This is a genomic window from Phocaeicola sp. ICN-14070 (genome assembly GCF_037892625.1).
GTDB classification, from domain to species: domain Bacteria; phylum Bacteroidota; class Bacteroidia; order Bacteroidales; family Bacteroidaceae; genus Phocaeicola; species Phocaeicola plebeius.
This window is the reverse complement of the sequence record NZ_JBBKBF010000024.1, coordinates 1-19,069: the sequence shown is the minus strand read 5'-3', so window position 1 is coordinate 19,069 and position 19,069 is coordinate 1. Positions and strand designations below refer to the sequence as shown.

Here is a 19,069-nt window from a genome sequence, read left to right as displayed (position 1 = left end):
TATATCCGGGAACGAGTCCCGGATAATCTATCAAAACTTCACTGTATTCAGATTCTTGTCGACCAGCATACCGTCCAGTACGTTCAAGTCGATCTTTTGTTTGCGTTTTGCCTTAAACTTGATTGTCATAAGTTCAGCATCCCCTTCCAGGCAAGGCTTTTCTCCAATATTTACAAAAGTAGGATACAAAGCCTTCGTTCCATTCGTATGCAGACGATCATTGGTCAGGTTACGCATCTCCTTCATACCTGTCATCTCTGTTCCTACATATTCCAATGCCTGCGGGTCATAAGGCAATGCAAAGCTGAGAGCATTGACCGAACGCAATCCCTTACCTGAAACACGAATTTCTACGGTTTCCCCTTCATTATACACCTTCTTAGATGAAGCAACTGTGATTTCTCCAGCTACTGAAGGTACCTGACGGCTGCTCACTCCAGACTCCATACGGATGGCTACTGCCGAAATATCATACGCATCAATCAGACCGTTCTCGTTCAGGTCACCCTTGCTGATATAACCTTCAAAGTCAGAATCTCCTCTGCGCAATCCTGTATAATTCATATAAGAGGTCAAATCGTTTTCATCTACCAGCTTATCCTGATTAATGTCACCAGGAATATAGCTTTCTGAGCCAGGTACCTTGAACACGTAAAGTTCACGACCTGAACCATACTGACCTGTAGCAGATACAACCGACAACTTAATATAGCGTGCAACAGGCTGTTTCTCGAATACAAAGGTCTTCACGTCACTTCCTTTCCAGTCGAAAGTGCCAGCTTCGTGCCAATCAGACTTATCCATACTGTAATATACAGTACCCTTGCCCAATGTACCGTTCCCGGCATCCAGACGAGGCAGGTACTGGAATTTATCCAACTGATTTACACTATTCAGGTCAATAATCAAATCAAAAGGAACTGCAACCGTGCTCCACTTCGTATGCCATGTATCTCCCTCATCGAAGTTAAAGAGTTTATTCACACCCTGACCTCCCTGGTTCGGACAAGTGGTTTCTCCCTTGATTCCATGAATGGCGAATTCCAACGGATCTGATTTAGTAGTAGCCGTCACATTAGTCCATTCTGATGCACCTGTAGCATTCACGGCGCGTACCTTGAACGTGCAAGTAGTTTCCGGACGTAAATCTTCAAACAGAAGTTGAGTGTTCCGAATGGTACTATACAGCATACCGTTATATTCTATTTCATAATAATCGGCATTATCAACCTTTTTCCATGAAGGTGTCAATGTATAAGCTCCTGTATTTTCTTCTGTTACCTCTGCTTCCGGAGCACGCAGTGTACCTTGGCTTACCAGCAGTTTCTCAGCAGGTGCAAATACAAAACCTTTCATTTCTAACTGAATATCGTTTTGAGTCACGTCCATTTCTTCCAGATTCACATGTACTACCGGATTCTTAATGACGTGCAGACGAGCCAGTTCACTGCCCGGAGTGGCAAAACGATTCAATTCAGGGTCCGATTCATAATAATATACATTCGCTCCTTTCTGTAAATCTTCCAAAGAAGTCACCGGAGTCAGTTTCACTTTCTTTCCGCCTACACGTACTGTCAGTTTCTTCGGCTGTGCAGTTACATTGATACGGAAATGGGTACGCTTACGCGCTACCATTCCTTCGAAAGAGCCTTGCACTGGTTCCACACACACTGTCAAGTCCTCTCCCTCTACCACGGAACGGATATGCGTAGTAGCATACTGTCCCGCACGATAAGCTTCAGATACTCCATCATCATCGTATTCCGTAAACTCTGTATCGCCACCCGGATAAAGCTCATATACACGTAAATGCTTATCCATCTGACTCACATTGTTATGCGCTGTAGTCACTGGTAAAATAGCTCCTTGCTTGATAAACAATGGCAGTTTCCACAAAGGAGTTTCAAAATTATTGAGAACCCGTCCGCCCTGATACAAGTCGCCGGTAAAATAATCTATCCAGTTCCCTTCAGGCAGATAAATGCCATTACGTACATCGTTTCCGTCCGCATCGGCCTGTGTGTTCTGATATACCGGAGCCACCAGTACATAAGGCCCGTAAAGGAACTGATAGCGGGTAGCCGTTCCCAGTGTATAGCCATTCGGATAATCCAGGAACATGGCCCGAACCATCGGTTTTCCGTCCACGGCTTCACGAGCTATGCTGTAAGTATAAGGCATGAACTCTGATTTCATCTTCAGATACCAGCGATTGATGGAAGTAGCCGGCTCACCCAACACTTGCGGATATTTCGGGTTTGCTCCCCATCCGTCCATGTTCAACTGCATGGGAGTAAACGTTTTCCACTGGAAGTCACGTACATTGACCAGAATATTCTTTCCACCGAAAATACCATCCATGTCCGAAGAAATATTAGGTTGTCCCGACAATCCTGAACCTATATAGGTCGGGATATGGAAACGAATGTATTCCCATTCACCTCCAGTCTGGTCGCCCGACCAGATACCTGCATAACGCTGTGTACCTGCCCATCCGTCCAGTGAAATAATAAACGGTCGTGCATTGTTGCCGTAATAAGGCATAATCTGTCCCACATCGGCCACTCCGTTCAGTCCGAAAGAATAGCCTGCTCCTACCCAGGCTACGTCGGTTTTCAACACACGTACACCTGCATCGCGCACTTCTTTCACAATGTCACGCTGAAGCAAAGCTTCTACTCCTTCTTTGGGATGCAAGTCCGACTGTGTCCACAATCCGATTTCCACTCCCTTGGCACGGGCATATTCACCCAGTTCCTTCAAGTTCAGGATATTACCATCCAGCGTAGAAGTCTGTCCGTAGCCGGCTCCATAACCGTCATTAGGCAGAATCCATCCTAACGGCATATCGGCCGCATTGTAACGGTCAATTACCGCACGTGCCGAGAACTGGTAATTGTTCTTTTCACCATTCAGCGATTCCTTGATACCACCATTATCTTTCTGGCTTTCCTTGTATCGCTTTCCGTCTTCAAACAGAATACCCTTTTCGTCTTCTTTCCAATAGTCACGGTTATAGGCATTCAAATGTCCCTCATAAAAACCAAACTTCGGTAAAAGCACCGGATTACCGGTCAGCTGATAAAAATCATTCAACAAGGCTACCGGACTGTCATTTACCATGAAAAAGACATCCAGGTAGTTTTCTTCATGCGACAGCTTCACCACTTCCTTATCGGTTGCTCCGAAATCATATAGTCCGGGACGGAACGTGTACCACATGACACCATATCCTTCTGTAGACCAGTAAAAAGGAGTAGGAGAAGCCACTCCACCATCTGTCCACTGGTTCGTATTGACAATACGGATGCTTTTCCCTTTGTGAGAAAAACGGCCGTTCTGTACACCACCTCCATAAAAATACTCATTATCGTGTGCTTTGAGTGACAGGCAGACTTGTTTTTCCATGAAATCCACCGGACGTGCTGATTCCACTACCACCTTCTGGCGGATTTTATCCGTAATCTTGAACAGCGATGTACGCTTGTTCATTTCTATCTGAATTCTGGCCGTAGAAATCGTAATCACTCCGTCCTTGTCTGTCAGCGACAACTCGCCGACCTCTTTCCGGGGACGGTCTACCAGAATCTGAGCTTCAGGAGAAGCCTGCGGGTCGCGCACAATGCCTCCCTGATTGTCCTGGAACATCCGGAAAATATTTTCACCATAAAAATCAAGCGTCATGCGCTGCTGGTTGGAAAAGACCACTTCCACCGCCGACGGATTCAGCACATTGGCACTGCTGATAGTTATCTCAGTCTGCTGTGCAGCCCATACAGAGGCAGGGGTAGTCAACAGGCCCCCAAGTACACACAGAGACAAGACAGAATAATACTTTAGCTTCATAGTATAACATTACTAACGGTTAGACTTCTCTATTTTCTCTCTTTGCATATTTTGCAAAAACCGCACGAATGTATAACTATTTATTGAAGTAAAAAAAGATATGTAAATTACATTTTTTATTTTATTATTTTCTAACAGATAAATACCACAAAATTTTAAGTACAAATATACCAGAATGAGCTCAATTCATAAAGCAGATTCTATTTGAAGGTAAACTTGTCACAGAAAAGTAACATATCCATAAATACCATTTTCTCTTTAGCTTAGCATATAAGAAAACTTATCATGAAAATTTATCGTTCAGACTAAGAATCATAATAAATATCCAGCTCTTTATATCAAGAATGTATAGGAATGGTAACATCAAAAAACAAAAAGGAATAATGTATTCTTTTTCATAATGGCAAAGTCACCTTAAAAAAATCACTTTCCTTATGTTCTTTCTTTATTATCTCTATCATTTGCTTTACTATTTCTGGATGATTGGTAGAAATATCATTGTCCTCATGAATATCGTCAGCCAAATTATACAGATAAGAAACACCCTTCTTAACTACAAGTTTCCAATCTCCCATCCGTACAGCCATCTGATCTGTTTCATGAAATTCCCAATAAAGATAATCATGCTTTTTCTGACTTGTATCATCACCTAACAATGTAGAAGCAAAAGAAACACCATCAAAGCAATCACCTTTAAGCTTCTTGTTGATGTATTTTTTAGGGAATCTCCTGTCACCAATAAGTTCACAAAAAGTTTGGATAATAGAGGTGAGCCTGAAACTGACAGATAAACCCGTAGTACTCATCAATACCACGCTTGTCTGGCGTAGAGCAAGAACCTTCATAACCACCGGCCCATTTGCCAAACATTCCTGTAGTATACCCGTTTTTTTTCATTATTTCAGGAAGAATGATATGACTCGGATCGTATGGTTCCTGACCGACAACCGTATATTCATCATTCGCCCCATACTTCATTAACGGAACATTAATCCAATATTCTTTGTTTCCACGTACATGAGAATGTCCAGAATGCTGTCCTGTCATAATAGTAGCACGCGAAGGTGCACTCACCGGACTACCTGCATAAGCTTGAGTAAAGCTCATTCCTTCTTGAGCCATACGGTCTATATTAGGCGTACTTATATATTTCTGACCGTAACATCCTAAATCACCATATCCCATGTCATCACAAAGAATAAAAATGATATTAGGCTTTTGCTGAGAGGATGCACACACAGATGAAATTGAAGCCAAAAGTACTCCTGAAAAAATCGATATTTTATTCATAGTATAACTGATTTAATTTTCATATTAATAAAAAGGAGGTAAATGAATCGACAGCAACAAAATTCAATTTACCTCCCTTCCTAATACTCAATAATTATTAATTCAAACCAAACAATTCATTGTATCCTGGATTCTGCGTAAGTTTTGGATTCAGAACGATTTCGTTAGTAGGAACCATCATCAAATAATAGGTATCTAACCATCCACCTTTAGTCAATGGACTAGGATATGTATATATCCATCCGCTACCCACATTATTATTTTCACCAGAAGCCTGACCTACAGTCATAATTGTTTCATAGTCAACAAAGTTTCCTGAATATTTACTTGCTTTAGTACCATAAGGATTATCATTGGCTTCAATCCACATTCCACAAGGCTGCCTATTAACATAGTAGGCAGCTTTAGCCCATCTTCTAATATCATAAAAGCCAAAACCTTCTCCAAACAATTCTATTTGTCTTTCGCGCCTTATCTCCCATAAAACTGGATCCACTTCATAATTTCCCAATTTACCACCTTTACCTGTCCACCAAGGAGCATTTCCTTTATCTCTCATAGGATCAAAATCTGAAGTAATCATTGAAACATTCATAGGTGACACACCAGCTCTATCACGAAGCAAATTTATTGTTTTATCAGCAACTGTTTGATCAAATAATCCAAGCTCCCAAGCAGCTTCCGCATAATTCAAAAGAATTTCTTCTATTTTAAATATCGGCTTATCTGATGTACAATATGCACTAGACCCCGTTGAGAACTCCCACATATCATAATGTTTCCATGTATAATAGCCAGTTCTTGAACACATATATGCCACACGTGAATCAGTCGTAAGATTAGGACTGCTTGGAGTTAATGATGCCCCCCAATTTTGTCCTGGGCATCTTTTCATTCCTTGACCACCAAAACTCCCACCTCTTAAACACTTATCATTGATTCCCATGTAATCAATGTATTTTCTGTATTTTACAGCTTCATCTGCCGTAACGGTATGCCCTTCATTTATATCACCTTCTTTTAAGAACTGCCATGTTGGGAATGTAGTGACATAATCTGAAGTACCTGTAGTATTAGCAGCGACAACGTATGGAGGCTGAATATTCTGATACAATCTTGGATCTCTACTTTCAAAGGTATCCCACATATCTTTACCTTTTCCTCCTTTATATCCCGAATTTGGATTATTGATTGGATATCCGTTTTTCATCAAAAACATATCGACAGTATACTGTGGTACATCCACACGATGTGCCGCAATATGTTCAAAATCATTTCCTCGATGCATAAGAAGTCCATCCAAATATTGCTTATAGAAAATGACCCCTGGAATATTATTCAAGTTCTCAGTAGTCCATAATTCTCCATATCCAGCAGCATCTTCAGACTCAGTACCGCCACCATAATATAACGTTGGATACTTGGTCATCAGTTCCTGTGATACAGCCAAACATTTTCTCAAATATTCTTCATAAGGTTCATCCAGTCCATGATATTTTGCCCATGTCCCTTCACGAAGTAAGAATCTTGACAACGCAGCTTTTATAACATCGACAGTGATAGTATTATCTCCATCATTAAAATCACCTAAATTTTCAGCAGCATACTCCAATCTGGCAATAATACTATCTGCAACTTCAGCTCTTGGCGTTCTTTCTGCATACACTTCAGGAGAAGTTTCATTCAATACTGTATTAACCCAAGGAACATCACCAAATCGATCTATTAATTCCATATACCACCAAGCAGAAAAAAAGAAACCTACAGATCGCCAATGAGCCGCCTCTTTCTGATTTAACACTCCATCCCCCAAATGGCTAAGCATAATATTTATGCGTCTAATATATGAAAAATCCCAACCTCCTCCTGAAGTTGTTTGAGTAATGGTCTGGTATGCATACGGATTAAATTCATTATCACGAATTGTCACAAGACCAGCATACCAATCTCCATATCTTTGCGAGTTTAAGTTGTTCTCCTTAAAATTAGTTTGAATTGTTGTATTGGTAAATAGTTCGTAACACGGATACATGTAAGCTTTATAGTTGCTATAGTCCAAAAAAGCATTTTGTTCCGTCAATGATGTAAGCGGATATTTTTCCAGATAATTATCATTACATGCTGAAAAAAGTCCAATACCTAAAACTCCTGCTAATAATATCTTTTTCATATTAATAATCGTCTTAAAAATTGATTAAAATGTAATATTGGCGCCTAATGAAATTGTCCTATAATATGGATAATTCCATACAATCTCATTATATTCATTACCTTCTGGGTCATATCCCTTTGGCAAAGAAGAGAAGGTGAAAGGATTCTCTATACTTAAATATATCTTTGCATCTTTCATAAAAGCCTTTTGTACCCAGTTTTTAGGGAAGCTATATGCCAAAGTGATATTTTTAACTCTTAAATATGCTGCATTCTGTATATATTTGTCACTTGCTCTTGTATTAGAAGTCACATTATTGCCTTGATCATATATACGGAATAATTTCGCATTTGGATTCTTTGCCTTCATAAAATCAGGATCATTAGGATCATAGCTAACTGCAGACCAATAATCTGTCTGATTGTAGAATAAAGGCTGGAACACCGCATCCGAAGCTGAAGACCCAGCAAACGGGAATAATGCTGCCCCACCTAAGACATAATCTCTCTTACCAACACCTTGAAGTCTCACATCCAGACTAAATCCTTTGTAACCAACTCCAATATTTGCTCCAAACTGATAACGCGGCGTCTTGCTTCCTATAACTTTTCTGTCACCCGAATCACTCAAAGTACTACTTGCCGGTGAAATTATATTATCACCATCCAAATCCTTAAATTTTTCATCACCGGGTTGAGGTACTACTCCTTGAATTGATACTACATTATCTTTTAAAGTCCATACACCTTTCTGGGCATCTTCCAATACAAAATCATCAATTGTATAGTATCCATCAGATACATACCCCCAATATTCACCTAGTTCCTTTCCTACATAATTACGATCCACAAAACATGACTCATTATTGAACTTATCAATAAAGGCTCTGCTATCATAAATATTAAAGCCGATATTATACGAGAAATTTCCGATTCTGTCTCTCCATGAAAGATTAATTTCCCATCCTTTACTTGATAAGTCTGCAATATTTTGCAAAGGTGCACCAGCGCCTACAACAGAAGGTATTTCTATTCCTTCAGACAACATTCCAGTTGTCTTTCTTTTAAACCAGTCAAATACAACTTGTAACCTATTATTAAATGCACTAACATCAAATCCTACATTAAAAGAGTTTACAGTTTCCCAAGTAAATGTACTACTTACTAATCCCGGTAAAGATATGACACTAACTTTATCGTTTCCATCCAGCCAAACTGTATCTAAACCAACATTCATAGCTGGTGTATAACTATATGGATCTATGCTCTGATTACCTATTGAACCATATGATGCCCGGAGTTTAAAATCATCCAGCCAGCTTTTCGACCAGTTCATAAATTTTTCCTGCCCCATTCTCCAGCCTAAAGATACAGATGGGAAAAATCCAAAACGTGAATTCTTAGGAAATTTTGATGAACCATCATATCTGCCGTTTAACTCCAAAAGATATCTATCATTAAATGAATAATTCAACCTCGCAAAGCCACTACGAATTGCGTACTCTGAATAGCTATCCTGTAATAATTTTTCACCACTACCACCTTCAAACGAAGGTACAGATGGAGCTGTCTGACCTTTTACCTGTCCCATAAAAAGCTTATAATATGAACTTTCCTGATTAAAGCCAACCATTGCTTTAAAGCCATGCTTGCCCCATTTCTTTTCAAAATTAGAATACAAGTTAAAAGCATTATATCTTGTTTGTTCATCTTGCAGTTTATAATAATCCTGACCAGCTTCTATTGAGTTTTTAACAGCCAATTGACAGTCTGCATATTTAAACGATCCTGAATAAAAATCATAATTTACATCTTTTCTATCAAATGTATATTCAGCTGTTACAGACCAGCCCGGCAGAATTTTAAAAATAGAACGTGTTGAAATACGTGGAATCGCGGTTCTTGTAGTTGATACCGGAGCATACCTAATCATGTTCATTGGAGTTTGAGTAGGCAGTTCTTCATCTGTTCCAATTATTTCAGCAGGCATATTCCCTTCAGGATAATATTGTACAAGTCTTGTAGAATAGAAGTCTCCCATATTACCGACCCTTTCTGGCATTTTTTTCTTTGCATCAGAATATGAAACGGTTATCTCTTGTGTAAACCACTTCAACACATCTGCAGAAACAAAAGCACTAATATTCTTTCTATAGTAACTGTCTTTGTCTGTATACAAAGGTCCGTTTTCTTTACTTAAACCTGCAGAAAGACGAAATCTTATTTTATCTGTACCACCAGAAGCAGAAATATTATGATTGTTTAAAAAACCGGTTGTCAGAATATTATCATATATATTCTTTTCACTTAACCAATATACCCTTCCATCAGTATCTTTATATATACCATCTCCTATAGTATTTAATGAAGAAGGATCTTTTTTATATTGAACCAGATAATCTCTCCATTTTGCTACATCACCGTTACCAGCCCAATAAGTCTGAGTATAACCAGCCACCTGGTACGCATCAATATATTCAAGAAGGCTTGCCTGCTCCAATACATTGATAGGCTTCTCCCAGCCTACATTAAAATTATAATTCAAATTGAAATTAGCGCCAGATTTGGGGCGCTTAGTCGTCACCAAAACAACACCTCCAGCAGCACGTGCTCCATAAATCGCAGATGAAGCCGCATCCTTTAGCACCGTTACACTTTCTATATCCTCAGGATTCAACATATTTATATCTCCTTCTACATTGTCTATCAGTACCAGAGGAGATCCTCCATTGATTGACAATGTTCCACGAATATTGAAAGATTTAGACTGCCCTGGTCCAGAACCACCACCAATTGTTAACCCAGGCATTGCTCCTTGCAATGCTGCAGCTGCGCTCGTTACTGGTCGATCACCTAAAACCTCATCCATGCTAACCTGAGAAACAGATCCTGTCAGATTTTCCTTCTTTTGAGTACCAAATCCCACAACAATAACCTCTTCCAATTGACGAGAATCTTCTTTCAGAGTCAATGTCAGAGGTTGGCCATTCCACGCTATTTCCTGAGTTTGATATCCAATAAAGCTTACTTGAATGACAGAACCTTTTTCAACATTATTCAAAGAGAACTCGCCATCAAGTCCTGTTATTGTTCCATTAGTTGTGCCTTTTATCACAACAGAAGCACCAATAATAGGTTCTCCCAAAATATCTTTAACAAGTCCTTGAATCTTCTTTGTCTCCTGCTGATGTACAGCTTTAGAGGATGTACTTGTAGCCTCTTCTTTTTTCAAGATAACTTGGCGATCGTTTATTTCATAACTGACTCCTTGTCCGGCAAATACTTCATCGAGAATTTCATCGACTTCTTTTCCGTTTGCATTTATACTAACTTTCTTTGAAGGGTCAAATGTGTTTTCATAATATACAAAAACGAATTCACTTTCATTTTCTATCTGCTCCAACACTTCTTTTACAGTTGAATTAGATAAACTAAAACTAAACTGCACTGACTGAGCATAAGTTGTAGTTCCATTCATTTCTGCTATAGGCAGTAAAAATAAAGGTAGAGTACATAGTGTTCTTATACTATTACTCCTGAAAATCTTTTTGTTGCTTTCCATGTTTGTTATTAAATTAAAGGTTAAAAATCTTCTTCATGTATCTTTCTCAAATACAAAAAAGACAATGACTTCTCTTAAGTTGAGTAATAATTCATTAAAACCATAGTATACAGATTTTATTGGGTTAATATTTATCCGATTTATATTTCTTGATTCACAAGTCATTTATTTTTATACACGTTGATATGTATCTCTATCTTGTTATCCATCTTTTGAAAAGAAACAGGAGCTGTTAAACTTATACGGCGAAGTATTTCTTCAAGTGAGCATTGCAAATCAAGACTACCGTATAATTTCATGCTCTCCATTTCTTCAGGATATGCTAATTTAACTCCATAGTATCTTTCCAATCGTTTAAATACAGCAGAAAGAGGTGTGGCATCAAGTTTAAGAAGACCTTTCGTCCACAATATATAGTCTGAAGCATTAACATGCTTCTTCTCTTTTATGCTACTGCCCATTATCACAGCCAGTTCATCAGGCTGCAACAGCAACTCTTCCTCATGTTTATCCTTAAGTTTCACAGAACCGCGAAGTAATACAACCTCCGCATCGGTATCACTGCTATATGCCTGAACGTTAAAAGACGTACCTAAAACCTCTATATCACAAGAGGTAGTATGAACCTTGAAAGGAGCCTTTTCATTTTTTACCACATCTATATAGACTTCACCATCCACAAAAATCTCTCTATAGTCTTTCTTGAATTTATCAGGATAAACCACGCGTGTACCCGCATTCACATAGAGAACAGAGCCATCTGACAAAACTAAAGATGCATGTTTAGCATTCGGAACCACAAGCTGGTGATATGCTGCATCATCAGGCATCGCAACTTCCCTATCTCCTAAAACAAGTTTCTCATCAGATTTTGTATAATCTATTCTCGTACCATTATCTACAGAAACCAGTTCTTGTTCACCTGTTAGAATCTTCACCTTGTCACTCTTTATATGTGTACTGACATCCATTGTCTGATAGGCTACATAAAGAGAGTGCAACTCATTTCTGTTATTATCCTGAAGTATCCAGACTATTCCTGAAAGCATTGCAGCTACTCCCAAAGAAATTAAGGAGATACGCCATCTATTTAGCTCATATCTTCTCCGACGTTTAGAAGCACTAATTTCAGACATTATATTATTCCACAATCTGTCTTCTTCATCAACCGTTGGTGATACCTCACACGATTTAAAATAATAAATCAATTTCCTAAAGTATGATATATTGTTTTCTCTACTCATTATTCCTGCCTTTTATCTTTAATACGATGATATAACAAGAACCTACTCACGTTTAATGACTTTTTTATGCGACTTTTTTATAACATAATGTTTTTCAAGATAATATAAAAAGAAAAAATCCGATATATATTCATCAAAATATATATCGGAGTCTATAATCAAGAAACTATTTTTAAATAATTTGCATCCACTGAAGGAATGTGATACACATTATCGAATGAGTTGCAAGAATTTCACGAAGTTTTGAAACGCTACGAGACAATAGATTCATTGAAGATTGTACATTCATATCCATAGCCTCAGCCACTTCCTTATGAGATAACCCCTTTATATACCGAAGATAAAGAATATGCTTTTGTTGAGAGGTTAGTTGAGAAAGTGCCTGGACAAGTGCTTTCTTCTTCCGAAGATCCTCATCACTGTTTCCAAAAATCTTTTCAAAAGAATCATCATCCATAATATCCGAAAAAATCTCATCATTAAATGAGAAACATTCTATCTGAGACCTTGCTGAAGTAGACTTATCATTAATCATATTGCGCAACGACTTCAGAAGATAAGAGCGGGGATATTCTGTATCCGACAGACTTGAACTCTTAGCCAGCTTCACAAACAGCTCCTGAATACAATCGCGAACCATATCATCATCAGGAGTACATTTCATCCCATAATTGAGAAGCAATGAATAGTATCTTCTATATATAACCTCCAAAGCAATCAGACTACCACTACGCAACTCTGACCACAATGCCCTGTCATCCATCTGAAAATAATGATTCTTCATCAAACTATAGTCTTACTACTATGCAACTCATAACTTTATTACAAAAATACATAGAAAATAACATGAATTCAATATAAAATAAATATAATCTTAGGAAGGATTATAATACAGTGTCTAACGTCCTATAATTTTTTCACCAATTCATAATAATTTTCTATGTTTCCCTTACGGGAACCCTATGTTTCTCAGGGCAGAAACCTACGTTTCCCATAAGGGAAACATACGGTTCCGCCTTGAGAAACATAAAAAGCGACCAACAACTTACCTGTTGTCTTCCCTGCATTCCATAAAAAAAGCTCCAGACACACAATGTGTCTGAAGCGCCTTATACTACTATATTAATTGAAGTTTAACGATGTATCCAAAGTTCCGGATTCAATTTCACCGTTTCCTTACGCAACTGGAAATGCAAAATCGTTTCTCCTTCCGCATTAGTATGGATTTCTCCCAACACATCACGGGCACGTACCAAGCTACCTTTCTTAACACGTACAGTAGACAAGTTACAATAAACGGAAATATAACTTCCATGACGTACCAACACATTAGTCAAGCCATTGTACTGGAAGACAGCCGACACTTCACCATCAAAAATAGCACGGGCATTGGCTCCCGCCTTTCCTTTGATATCCATTCCCTTATTATCCAATTTCACATTACGAAGCCCCTTCACCTGATACTGTCCATAATGTCCCACCACCACGTATGGTCCGGTAATTGGCACGGGAAGAATACCTTTATTTTTCTCAAAGCTACTTGACAAACGGCGATCTTCCGAATCAACCTTATAGGCTTCTAATTTCTCAACAGGAGTCTTTACCGTCTCTTTTTTAGTGGACGCTGAAGTTTCAGTACTTCCCTTTGCTGCTTCCGCTTTCTTACGAGCTTCTTCAGCTTTACGACGCGCCTCTTCTTCCGCACGCTTACGAGCTTTTTCAATTTCAATCTCTATCAACCGGTCAATCTGCGCATTCAATTTATCTGCTGAACGACGCTGTTTGGCCAGTTCCGACTGAATGCTCCGTTGCTTCTTCTGCAAACCCGACAAAATCTGCTTGCGTTCCTGCTCCTGTGCTTCTAGTTTAGCTTTTTCCGCTTCTCCCTGCTTGAACAAGTCTTCCTTCGCCTTCCGGCTGTTTTTCAAAGAATTTGCCTTTTCAGTTACTTGCTTTTGTTTCCGCTGTACCTGAAGCCCCTGCAAACGCTGATAATCAGCATATTCTCGCACGTACCGCAAACGCCGATACATTTGTCCGAAATCTTCAGCTGAAAAAATAAACATCAGCTTGTCCTGTATAGACTTGTTACGATAAATATACTTTACAGACAATTCATACTTCTGTCGCTTTTCTTTCAGTTCTTTCTGCAGGCTCTTTAAATCTCTCTCCAAACGACTAATTTCCTGCTGAATGGCCTTTACATCATTCTCTATGGTTTGAATGTATTTTTGTCGTTCTTCTATTTGTCCCGAAAGCAAGGCCAGATTACCCAGCTGACTTTTTACATCATTCTTGGTAGACTGCAATAAGGTTTCCGATTCGGCAATCTGCTGTTTCAGCTCGTTCCGCTGTTTTTCCAGTTGACGAATCTTAGGAGTTGTTTGAGCAGTAAGCGTACAAACATAAAAACAAATACAAGATATGACTACAAAACGTTTCATTTTTCCAACCACATTTTGAGCAAGGTTGCCAGTTCTATCTTTTTATATTTGGAGGACAAACTTGTCCGTGTTTCCCAATCCTCTCCTACCGACATACGGGAGAGTTTCATATCCAAACTATAAGTTTTTCCACTCCCCATCAATTCGGCCAAAATATGCTGAGGAAAATAAGCTGCTCCTAGTTTGCAAAATTCACCATATGTCCAGTTCAACGCATACGGAGTACCGGAAAGAGCTACGGATGTATTTTCAAGCCATCCCTTATCGGCTGTAGTTCGAAAACTATAAGCCAGTTTCTTGGTATCCTTTACTTTCCACAACGCATAATTTCCTTCCGAAGTCATCCGGAAACGGTGTAAATCGTACACCTCAACAGTTTCCTTGCCGGGCAAAAAAATCTCATTCATAAACAATGACTGCAACACATTAAAGCTCAAATTCAAATTGGCCATCCGATTCAGGTCTTCAAAAGAAACTTCCACATACTGTTTGTGAAGACGGTCGACTGCCAGAATACGTTCCGGTGAAATTTCCAAGCGCGCCACTTCAATCCCCAACAAAGGAGCTACCGACAACTGTATGACTTCTCCTTTTTTCATACGGAGAGTGGCCGACAATTTTGTATTTTTACTACTACCCGTGTTCAAGTTCAAGGCCACCTTTCCCGTCACACAGTTCCAGTGAGGAAGACTGGAAATCACCTTTTCTTGATATTCTTCTCCTTTCAGGCCTCCAATCATAGGAGCACGTTCCGTATGACGCAAAGAACCACAAGAAGAAGCCAATACAATCAGGCATACCACATATATCCAGTAAATCAGTCGTTTCATTCTATATATTTTTTCAATGCGATTTTACGTTTCAAGCGTTTCAACTCAGCTTCTGTACGAGGCGTTGCACCATCTTCTTCCTTATTTTCCATGCCATCCGCCTTTTTCCAGCATTCTAATGCTTTTTCTTTCTCACCTGACATATAATAGATATCACCGCAATGTTCCACAATCACCTGACTGCTGTCGCCTCCGTTCTTCATAGCCTGTTCAATGTAAATACGCGCTTCCGTATAGCGCTTTTTCTCAAACAAAATCCAGGCGTAAGTATCCAGATAAGTGGCATTTTCAGGCTCTGCCTTGACGGTCTTGTAACTCATTTCCTCAGCTTTATCCAAGTTAGTCCGCTCTACAGACAGATAGTAAGCATAGTTGTTGAGTGTACCGATGTTGTTCGGGTTATAAACCAACGAAGAATCATAGGCAGCATAGGCCTCCGCTTTCATTTCTTTAGAATGGTACAAATCTCCCAGAATGGCATAAAAATCAGAAACAATTCCCTTATCGCTCTTTTCATTTACCTGCTTCAGTCCCTGCTGGAAAATCTCCATCGCTTTATCCGTTTCTTCTTTCTGATAATGAGCCAAGCCTAAATAGTAGTAAAACTCCATGGCGTCCGGATTGTATTCCAGCGCAGGAGTAGCCACACGAATCACTTCGTCCAGATTATTGTCACGAATGGCATAGCTGAGCAACTGTAAGCGGGCAGGCTTGTTTTCCGGATCAAGCGACAAGACCTGATTCAGTACAGGGACAGACTCTTTTTCCATGTGCTTTGTGATCATGTATTGTGCGCAAAGCATGGCCAGATCGGCATTTTGCTGCGGCCGGTCTAGAATTTCCTTAAACAAAGATACAATCTGTGTGCTGTCTTTTGTGGTCTGTTCCGACTGAAGGATAAGCTGACGCATGATTTCCATTTTGGTATTCGACTCTACATCCTCATTTAACAAAATAGTATCCAGTTGTTGGCGATACAAACTGTCCTTACCCAACTGTTTGTAATAAGAGGCCATCGAAAGCAAGGCCGGAGCATATCCTGGTTCTTCCTTTAAGATTCGCTGATAAACTGCGTAAGCCTCATCCAGCTTATCATTATTCAGGTACACATCTCCCAAAATCGTTTGATAACGTAAATCATACGGATATTCTTTCGACAAACTTTCAATTTCATTAAACGCCTGTTCCTGGTTATCCAACAGCAGGTACATTCTGAACTTCTCCATACTGATTTGCTCAGACTTGCCATCCAATTCTTCCAAACGATTCAACACAGAAACTACCTGTGAATAACTCTTTGTCTGATTATACAAATCGACCAAAGCCATTAACGGCTCCAGCCGAGACGGGAATTGATGTGCCATGTCGTCATACACGGCAATGGCTTTCGCCCAATCACGCTTCCGCTGATAATAAGCCGCCAAAGTCTGTTTATACCAAAAATTTGATTCGTCAGAATGTACAGCCTTTTTCAACGCTTCTTCACCTTTCTGTTCCTGTCCCAGCACCATATAAAATTGAGATATCTCATACAAAGCTGGAGCAGAGCCCGGATAAATATCTAGACAATGCTTATAAAGTTCAAAAGCCGCATCATAGTCTCCCTTCTGTTTCAAGCGAACTGCTTCTAGAAAAAAATAGTTATACTTTCTGTGTTGTTCGTATGACAAGGTATCCCTTTCCTCATTTGCCAGGTTTCGCTTTGCCGAATGCTGCTTTCCAGTGGTACCACAAGCAAACAGCAGGAAAACCATCCCGATGATTCCTAATAGTTTTTTCATACATTCAGGTTTATACGGTTCCTGTGTGACCAAATCCTCCTGCCCCACGTTCCGTTTCGTCCAACACTTTCACTTCTTCCCATTCAGCCTGTTCATGACGGGCTATCACCATCTGTGCAATACGTTCACCGTCTTCAATCACAAATTCTTCAGCCGACAAGTTGACTAATATCACGTTGATTTCTCCTCGATAATCGGCATCAATGGTTCCCGGAGAATTCAATACGGTAATACCTTTTTTGATAGCCAGTCCACTACGTGGACGTACCTGAGCCTCATATCCTTGCGGCAACGCTAAAAACAAGCCGGTAGGTACCAGACAACGCTGTAAAGGCTTTAACACAATCGGTTCATTCAGGTTCGCACGAAGATCTACCCCAGCCGACTGCGGAGTAGCATATTGCGGCAATGGATGCCGGGAAGTATTTATAATCTGTATTTTCATCTATTTTATGCTTTTATGAAGTTGCGAAGTTACACAATCCACAGAATTAATAGTTACGTTTACCATTTTTTTATATTTTTGCACTTAACTTTTAGAGCTTCTTTAAATTTAAGTACCACATCACAAAGGAGTTACATTATGAACTGGAAACAATTGCTATCAAATAAAAGGTTCGGTCTGGAGAATCTTCATGAAGCCCGAAAAGAAGACCGTACAGAGTTCCAACGTGACTATGACCGACTGATATTCTCAGCCCCTTTCCGGCGTTTGCAAAACAAGACACAAGTCTTTCCCTTGCCGGGAAGTATCTTCGTGCACAACCGACTGACACACAGTCTGGAAGTTTCATGTGTAGGGCGTTCACTCGGCAATAAAATCGCCTCTGAGCTATTAAAGCTTCATTCGGAACTGCATGATACGCATGTTTCAGAAATAGGCTCCATTGTATCGGCTGCCTGTCTGGCACATGACTTGGGAAATCCTCCTTTCGGCCATTCGGGAGAGAAAGCGATCGGCACGTATTTTTCCGAAGGAAAAGGACGCACCCTACAAGCGTATCTTTCAGCAAAGGAATGGGATGACTTCACTCACTTTGAAGGGAATGCCAACGCATTCCGTCTGCTTACCCACCAGTTTCAAGGACGACGTCCCGGCGGTTTCGTATTGACGTATGCCACATTAGCCGCTATTGTGAAATACCCATTTTCCTCACAGTTGGCCGGCAGCAAGCAAAAATTCGGATTCTTTACCAGCGAAGAAGAGGCTTTTCAGAAGATTGCCCATGAACTGGGACTTAAAAAGATTAGCAAGGAAGGAGAACCATTGAAGTATTGCCGCCATCCGCTGGTGTACCTTGTAGAAGCGGCAGATGACATCTGCTACCAGATGATGGATATAGAAGATGCGCATAAACTGAAAATACTGACTACACAGGAGACCAAAGAATTGTATTTACGTTTCTTTGCGCCCGAGAAGTTAGACCATATTCAATCGATATGCAAAATGGTGGACGATACCAATGAGCAAATAGCCTACTTGCGTTCATCGGCCATCGGAGTATTAATCAGTGAATGTGTACGCACCTTTATTCTGCACGAAGAAGAAATTCTAAAAGGTGAATTTCAAGGAACGCTGATTCAAAAACTCAGTTCAAGAGTCAGAGATGCCTATGAAAACTGCTCACATACGGCTTTTGAAAAGATTTATTGCTCGAAAGATGTAGTCGACATTGAACTGGCCGGTTATCAGGTAATCACCACGCTGGTCGACTTAATGATTGAAGCCGTAAGATATCCGGAAAAGGCGTATTCCCAGCTGTTAATCAACCGAGTGTCCAGCCAATATCATATCCAGGCTCCTACCTTATATGAAAAAATTCAGGCTGTACTCGATTATATTTCCGGTATGACAGATGTCTATGCACTTGACCTATACCGAAAAATAAACGGGAACAGCCTGCCTGCTCTATAAAGAATA

10 protein-coding genes and 1 pseudogene are annotated in these 19,069 nt (G+C 39.8%); 1 reads left to right on the top strand and 10 read right to left on the bottom strand.

The window, feature by feature from the left end; genetic code table 11:
• Nucleotides 1-30: 30 nt before the first annotated feature.
• The 10 genes and pseudogenes from WKT20_RS08495 to dut form a co-directional block, all read right to left on the bottom strand.
• Nucleotides 31-3,846 carry a TIM-barrel domain-containing protein gene (locus tag WKT20_RS08495; protein WP_340417214.1) on the bottom strand — a complete coding sequence of 1,272 codons (3,816 nt, stop codon included), beginning with the start codon at nucleotides 3,844-3,846 and terminating at the stop codon, nucleotides 31-33.
• A gap of 395 nt (nucleotides 3,847-4,241) precedes the next feature.
• Nucleotides 4,242-5,136, bottom strand: a pseudogene (locus WKT20_RS08490) (sulfatase-like hydrolase/transferase).
• Between the two features lie 97 nt (nucleotides 5,137-5,233).
• Nucleotides 5,234-7,306, bottom strand: coding sequence for a RagB/SusD family nutrient uptake outer membrane protein (locus WKT20_RS08485; RefSeq protein ID WP_340417213.1), 2,073 nt, complete (start codon nucleotides 7,304-7,306; stop codon nucleotides 5,234-5,236).
• 24 nt (nucleotides 7,307-7,330) lie between these two features.
• Nucleotides 7,331-10,849, bottom strand: coding sequence for a TonB-dependent receptor (locus tag WKT20_RS08480; RefSeq protein WP_340417212.1), 3,519 nt, complete (start codon nucleotides 10,847-10,849; stop codon nucleotides 7,331-7,333).
• Nucleotides 10,850-11,010: 161 nt separating this feature from the next.
• Complete coding sequence (locus tag WKT20_RS08475) at nucleotides 11,011-12,093, bottom strand: FecR family protein (RefSeq protein ID WP_340417211.1); 1,083 nt, start codon at nucleotides 12,091-12,093, stop codon at nucleotides 11,011-11,013.
• Between the two features lie 172 nt (nucleotides 12,094-12,265).
• On the bottom strand, nucleotides 12,266-12,877 hold the full coding sequence (locus WKT20_RS08470; protein WP_223804934.1) for an RNA polymerase sigma factor: 612 nt from the start codon (nucleotides 12,875-12,877) through the stop codon (nucleotides 12,266-12,268).
• A 349-nt stretch (nucleotides 12,878-13,226) separates the two neighbouring features.
• Nucleotides 13,227-14,537 (bottom strand): murein hydrolase activator EnvC family protein, encoded by a 1,311-nt coding sequence (locus WKT20_RS08465; protein WP_117702864.1) that lies wholly within the window; start codon nucleotides 14,535-14,537, stop codon nucleotides 13,227-13,229.
• Nucleotides 14,534-15,367, bottom strand: coding sequence for a DUF4292 domain-containing protein (locus WKT20_RS08460; protein ID WP_223804935.1), 834 nt, complete (start codon nucleotides 15,365-15,367; stop codon nucleotides 14,534-14,536). Before WKT20_RS08460 ends, WKT20_RS08465 begins: the two co-directional genes overlap by 4 nt.
• The gene (locus WKT20_RS08455; protein ID WP_118243093.1) at nucleotides 15,364-17,148 is read right to left on the bottom strand and encodes a tetratricopeptide repeat protein; all 1,785 of its coding nucleotides are present in this window, start codon (nucleotides 17,146-17,148) and stop codon (nucleotides 15,364-15,366) included. The genes WKT20_RS08460 and WKT20_RS08455 overlap by 4 nt, the downstream gene beginning before the upstream one ends.
• A 10-nt stretch (nucleotides 17,149-17,158) precedes the next feature.
• Entirely contained in the window at nucleotides 17,159-17,593 is a 435-nt protein-coding gene (gene dut / locus WKT20_RS08450) for a dUTP diphosphatase (protein WP_007559946.1), read from the bottom strand.
• Nucleotides 17,594-17,731: 138 nt separating this feature from the next.
• Here dut and WKT20_RS08445 point away from each other — a divergent pair, with 138 nt between their 5' ends.
• Nucleotides 17,732-19,063 carry a deoxyguanosinetriphosphate triphosphohydrolase gene (locus WKT20_RS08445; RefSeq protein WP_270653006.1) on the top strand — a complete coding sequence of 444 codons (1,332 nt, stop codon included), beginning with the start codon at nucleotides 17,732-17,734 and terminating at the stop codon, nucleotides 19,061-19,063.
• Nucleotides 19,064-19,069 lie beyond the last annotated feature (6 nt).

Coding starts and splice junctions, on each gene's coding strand:
- WKT20_RS08495 (WP_340417214.1), bottom strand. CDS start 3,846: ATGAAGCTAAAGTATTATTCTGTCTTGTCTCTGTGTGTACTTGGGGGC.
- WKT20_RS08485 (WP_340417213.1), bottom strand. CDS start 7,306: ATGAAAAAGATATTATTAGCAGGAGTTTTAGGTATTGGACTTTTTTCA.
- WKT20_RS08480 (WP_340417212.1), bottom strand. CDS start 10,849: ATGGAAAGCAACAAAAAGATTTTCAGGAGTAATAGTATAAGAACACTA.
- WKT20_RS08475 (WP_340417211.1), bottom strand. CDS start 12,093: ATGAGTAGAGAAAACAATATATCATACTTTAGGAAATTGATTTATTAT.
- WKT20_RS08470 (WP_223804934.1), bottom strand. CDS start 12,877: ATGAAGAATCATTATTTTCAGATGGATGACAGGGCATTGTGGTCAGAG.
- WKT20_RS08465 (WP_117702864.1), bottom strand. CDS start 14,537: ATGAAACGTTTTGTAGTCATATCTTGTATTTGTTTTTATGTTTGTACG.
- WKT20_RS08460 (WP_223804935.1), bottom strand. CDS start 15,367: ATGAAACGACTGATTTACTGGATATATGTGGTATGCCTGATTGTATTG.
- WKT20_RS08455 (WP_118243093.1), bottom strand. CDS start 17,148: ATGAAAAAACTATTAGGAATCATCGGGATGGTTTTCCTGCTGTTTGCT.
- dut (WP_007559946.1), bottom strand. CDS start 17,593: ATGAAAATACAGATTATAAATACTTCCCGGCATCCATTGCCGCAATAT.
- WKT20_RS08445 (WP_270653006.1), top strand. CDS start 17,732: ATGAACTGGAAACAATTGCTATCAAATAAAAGGTTCGGTCTGGAGAAT.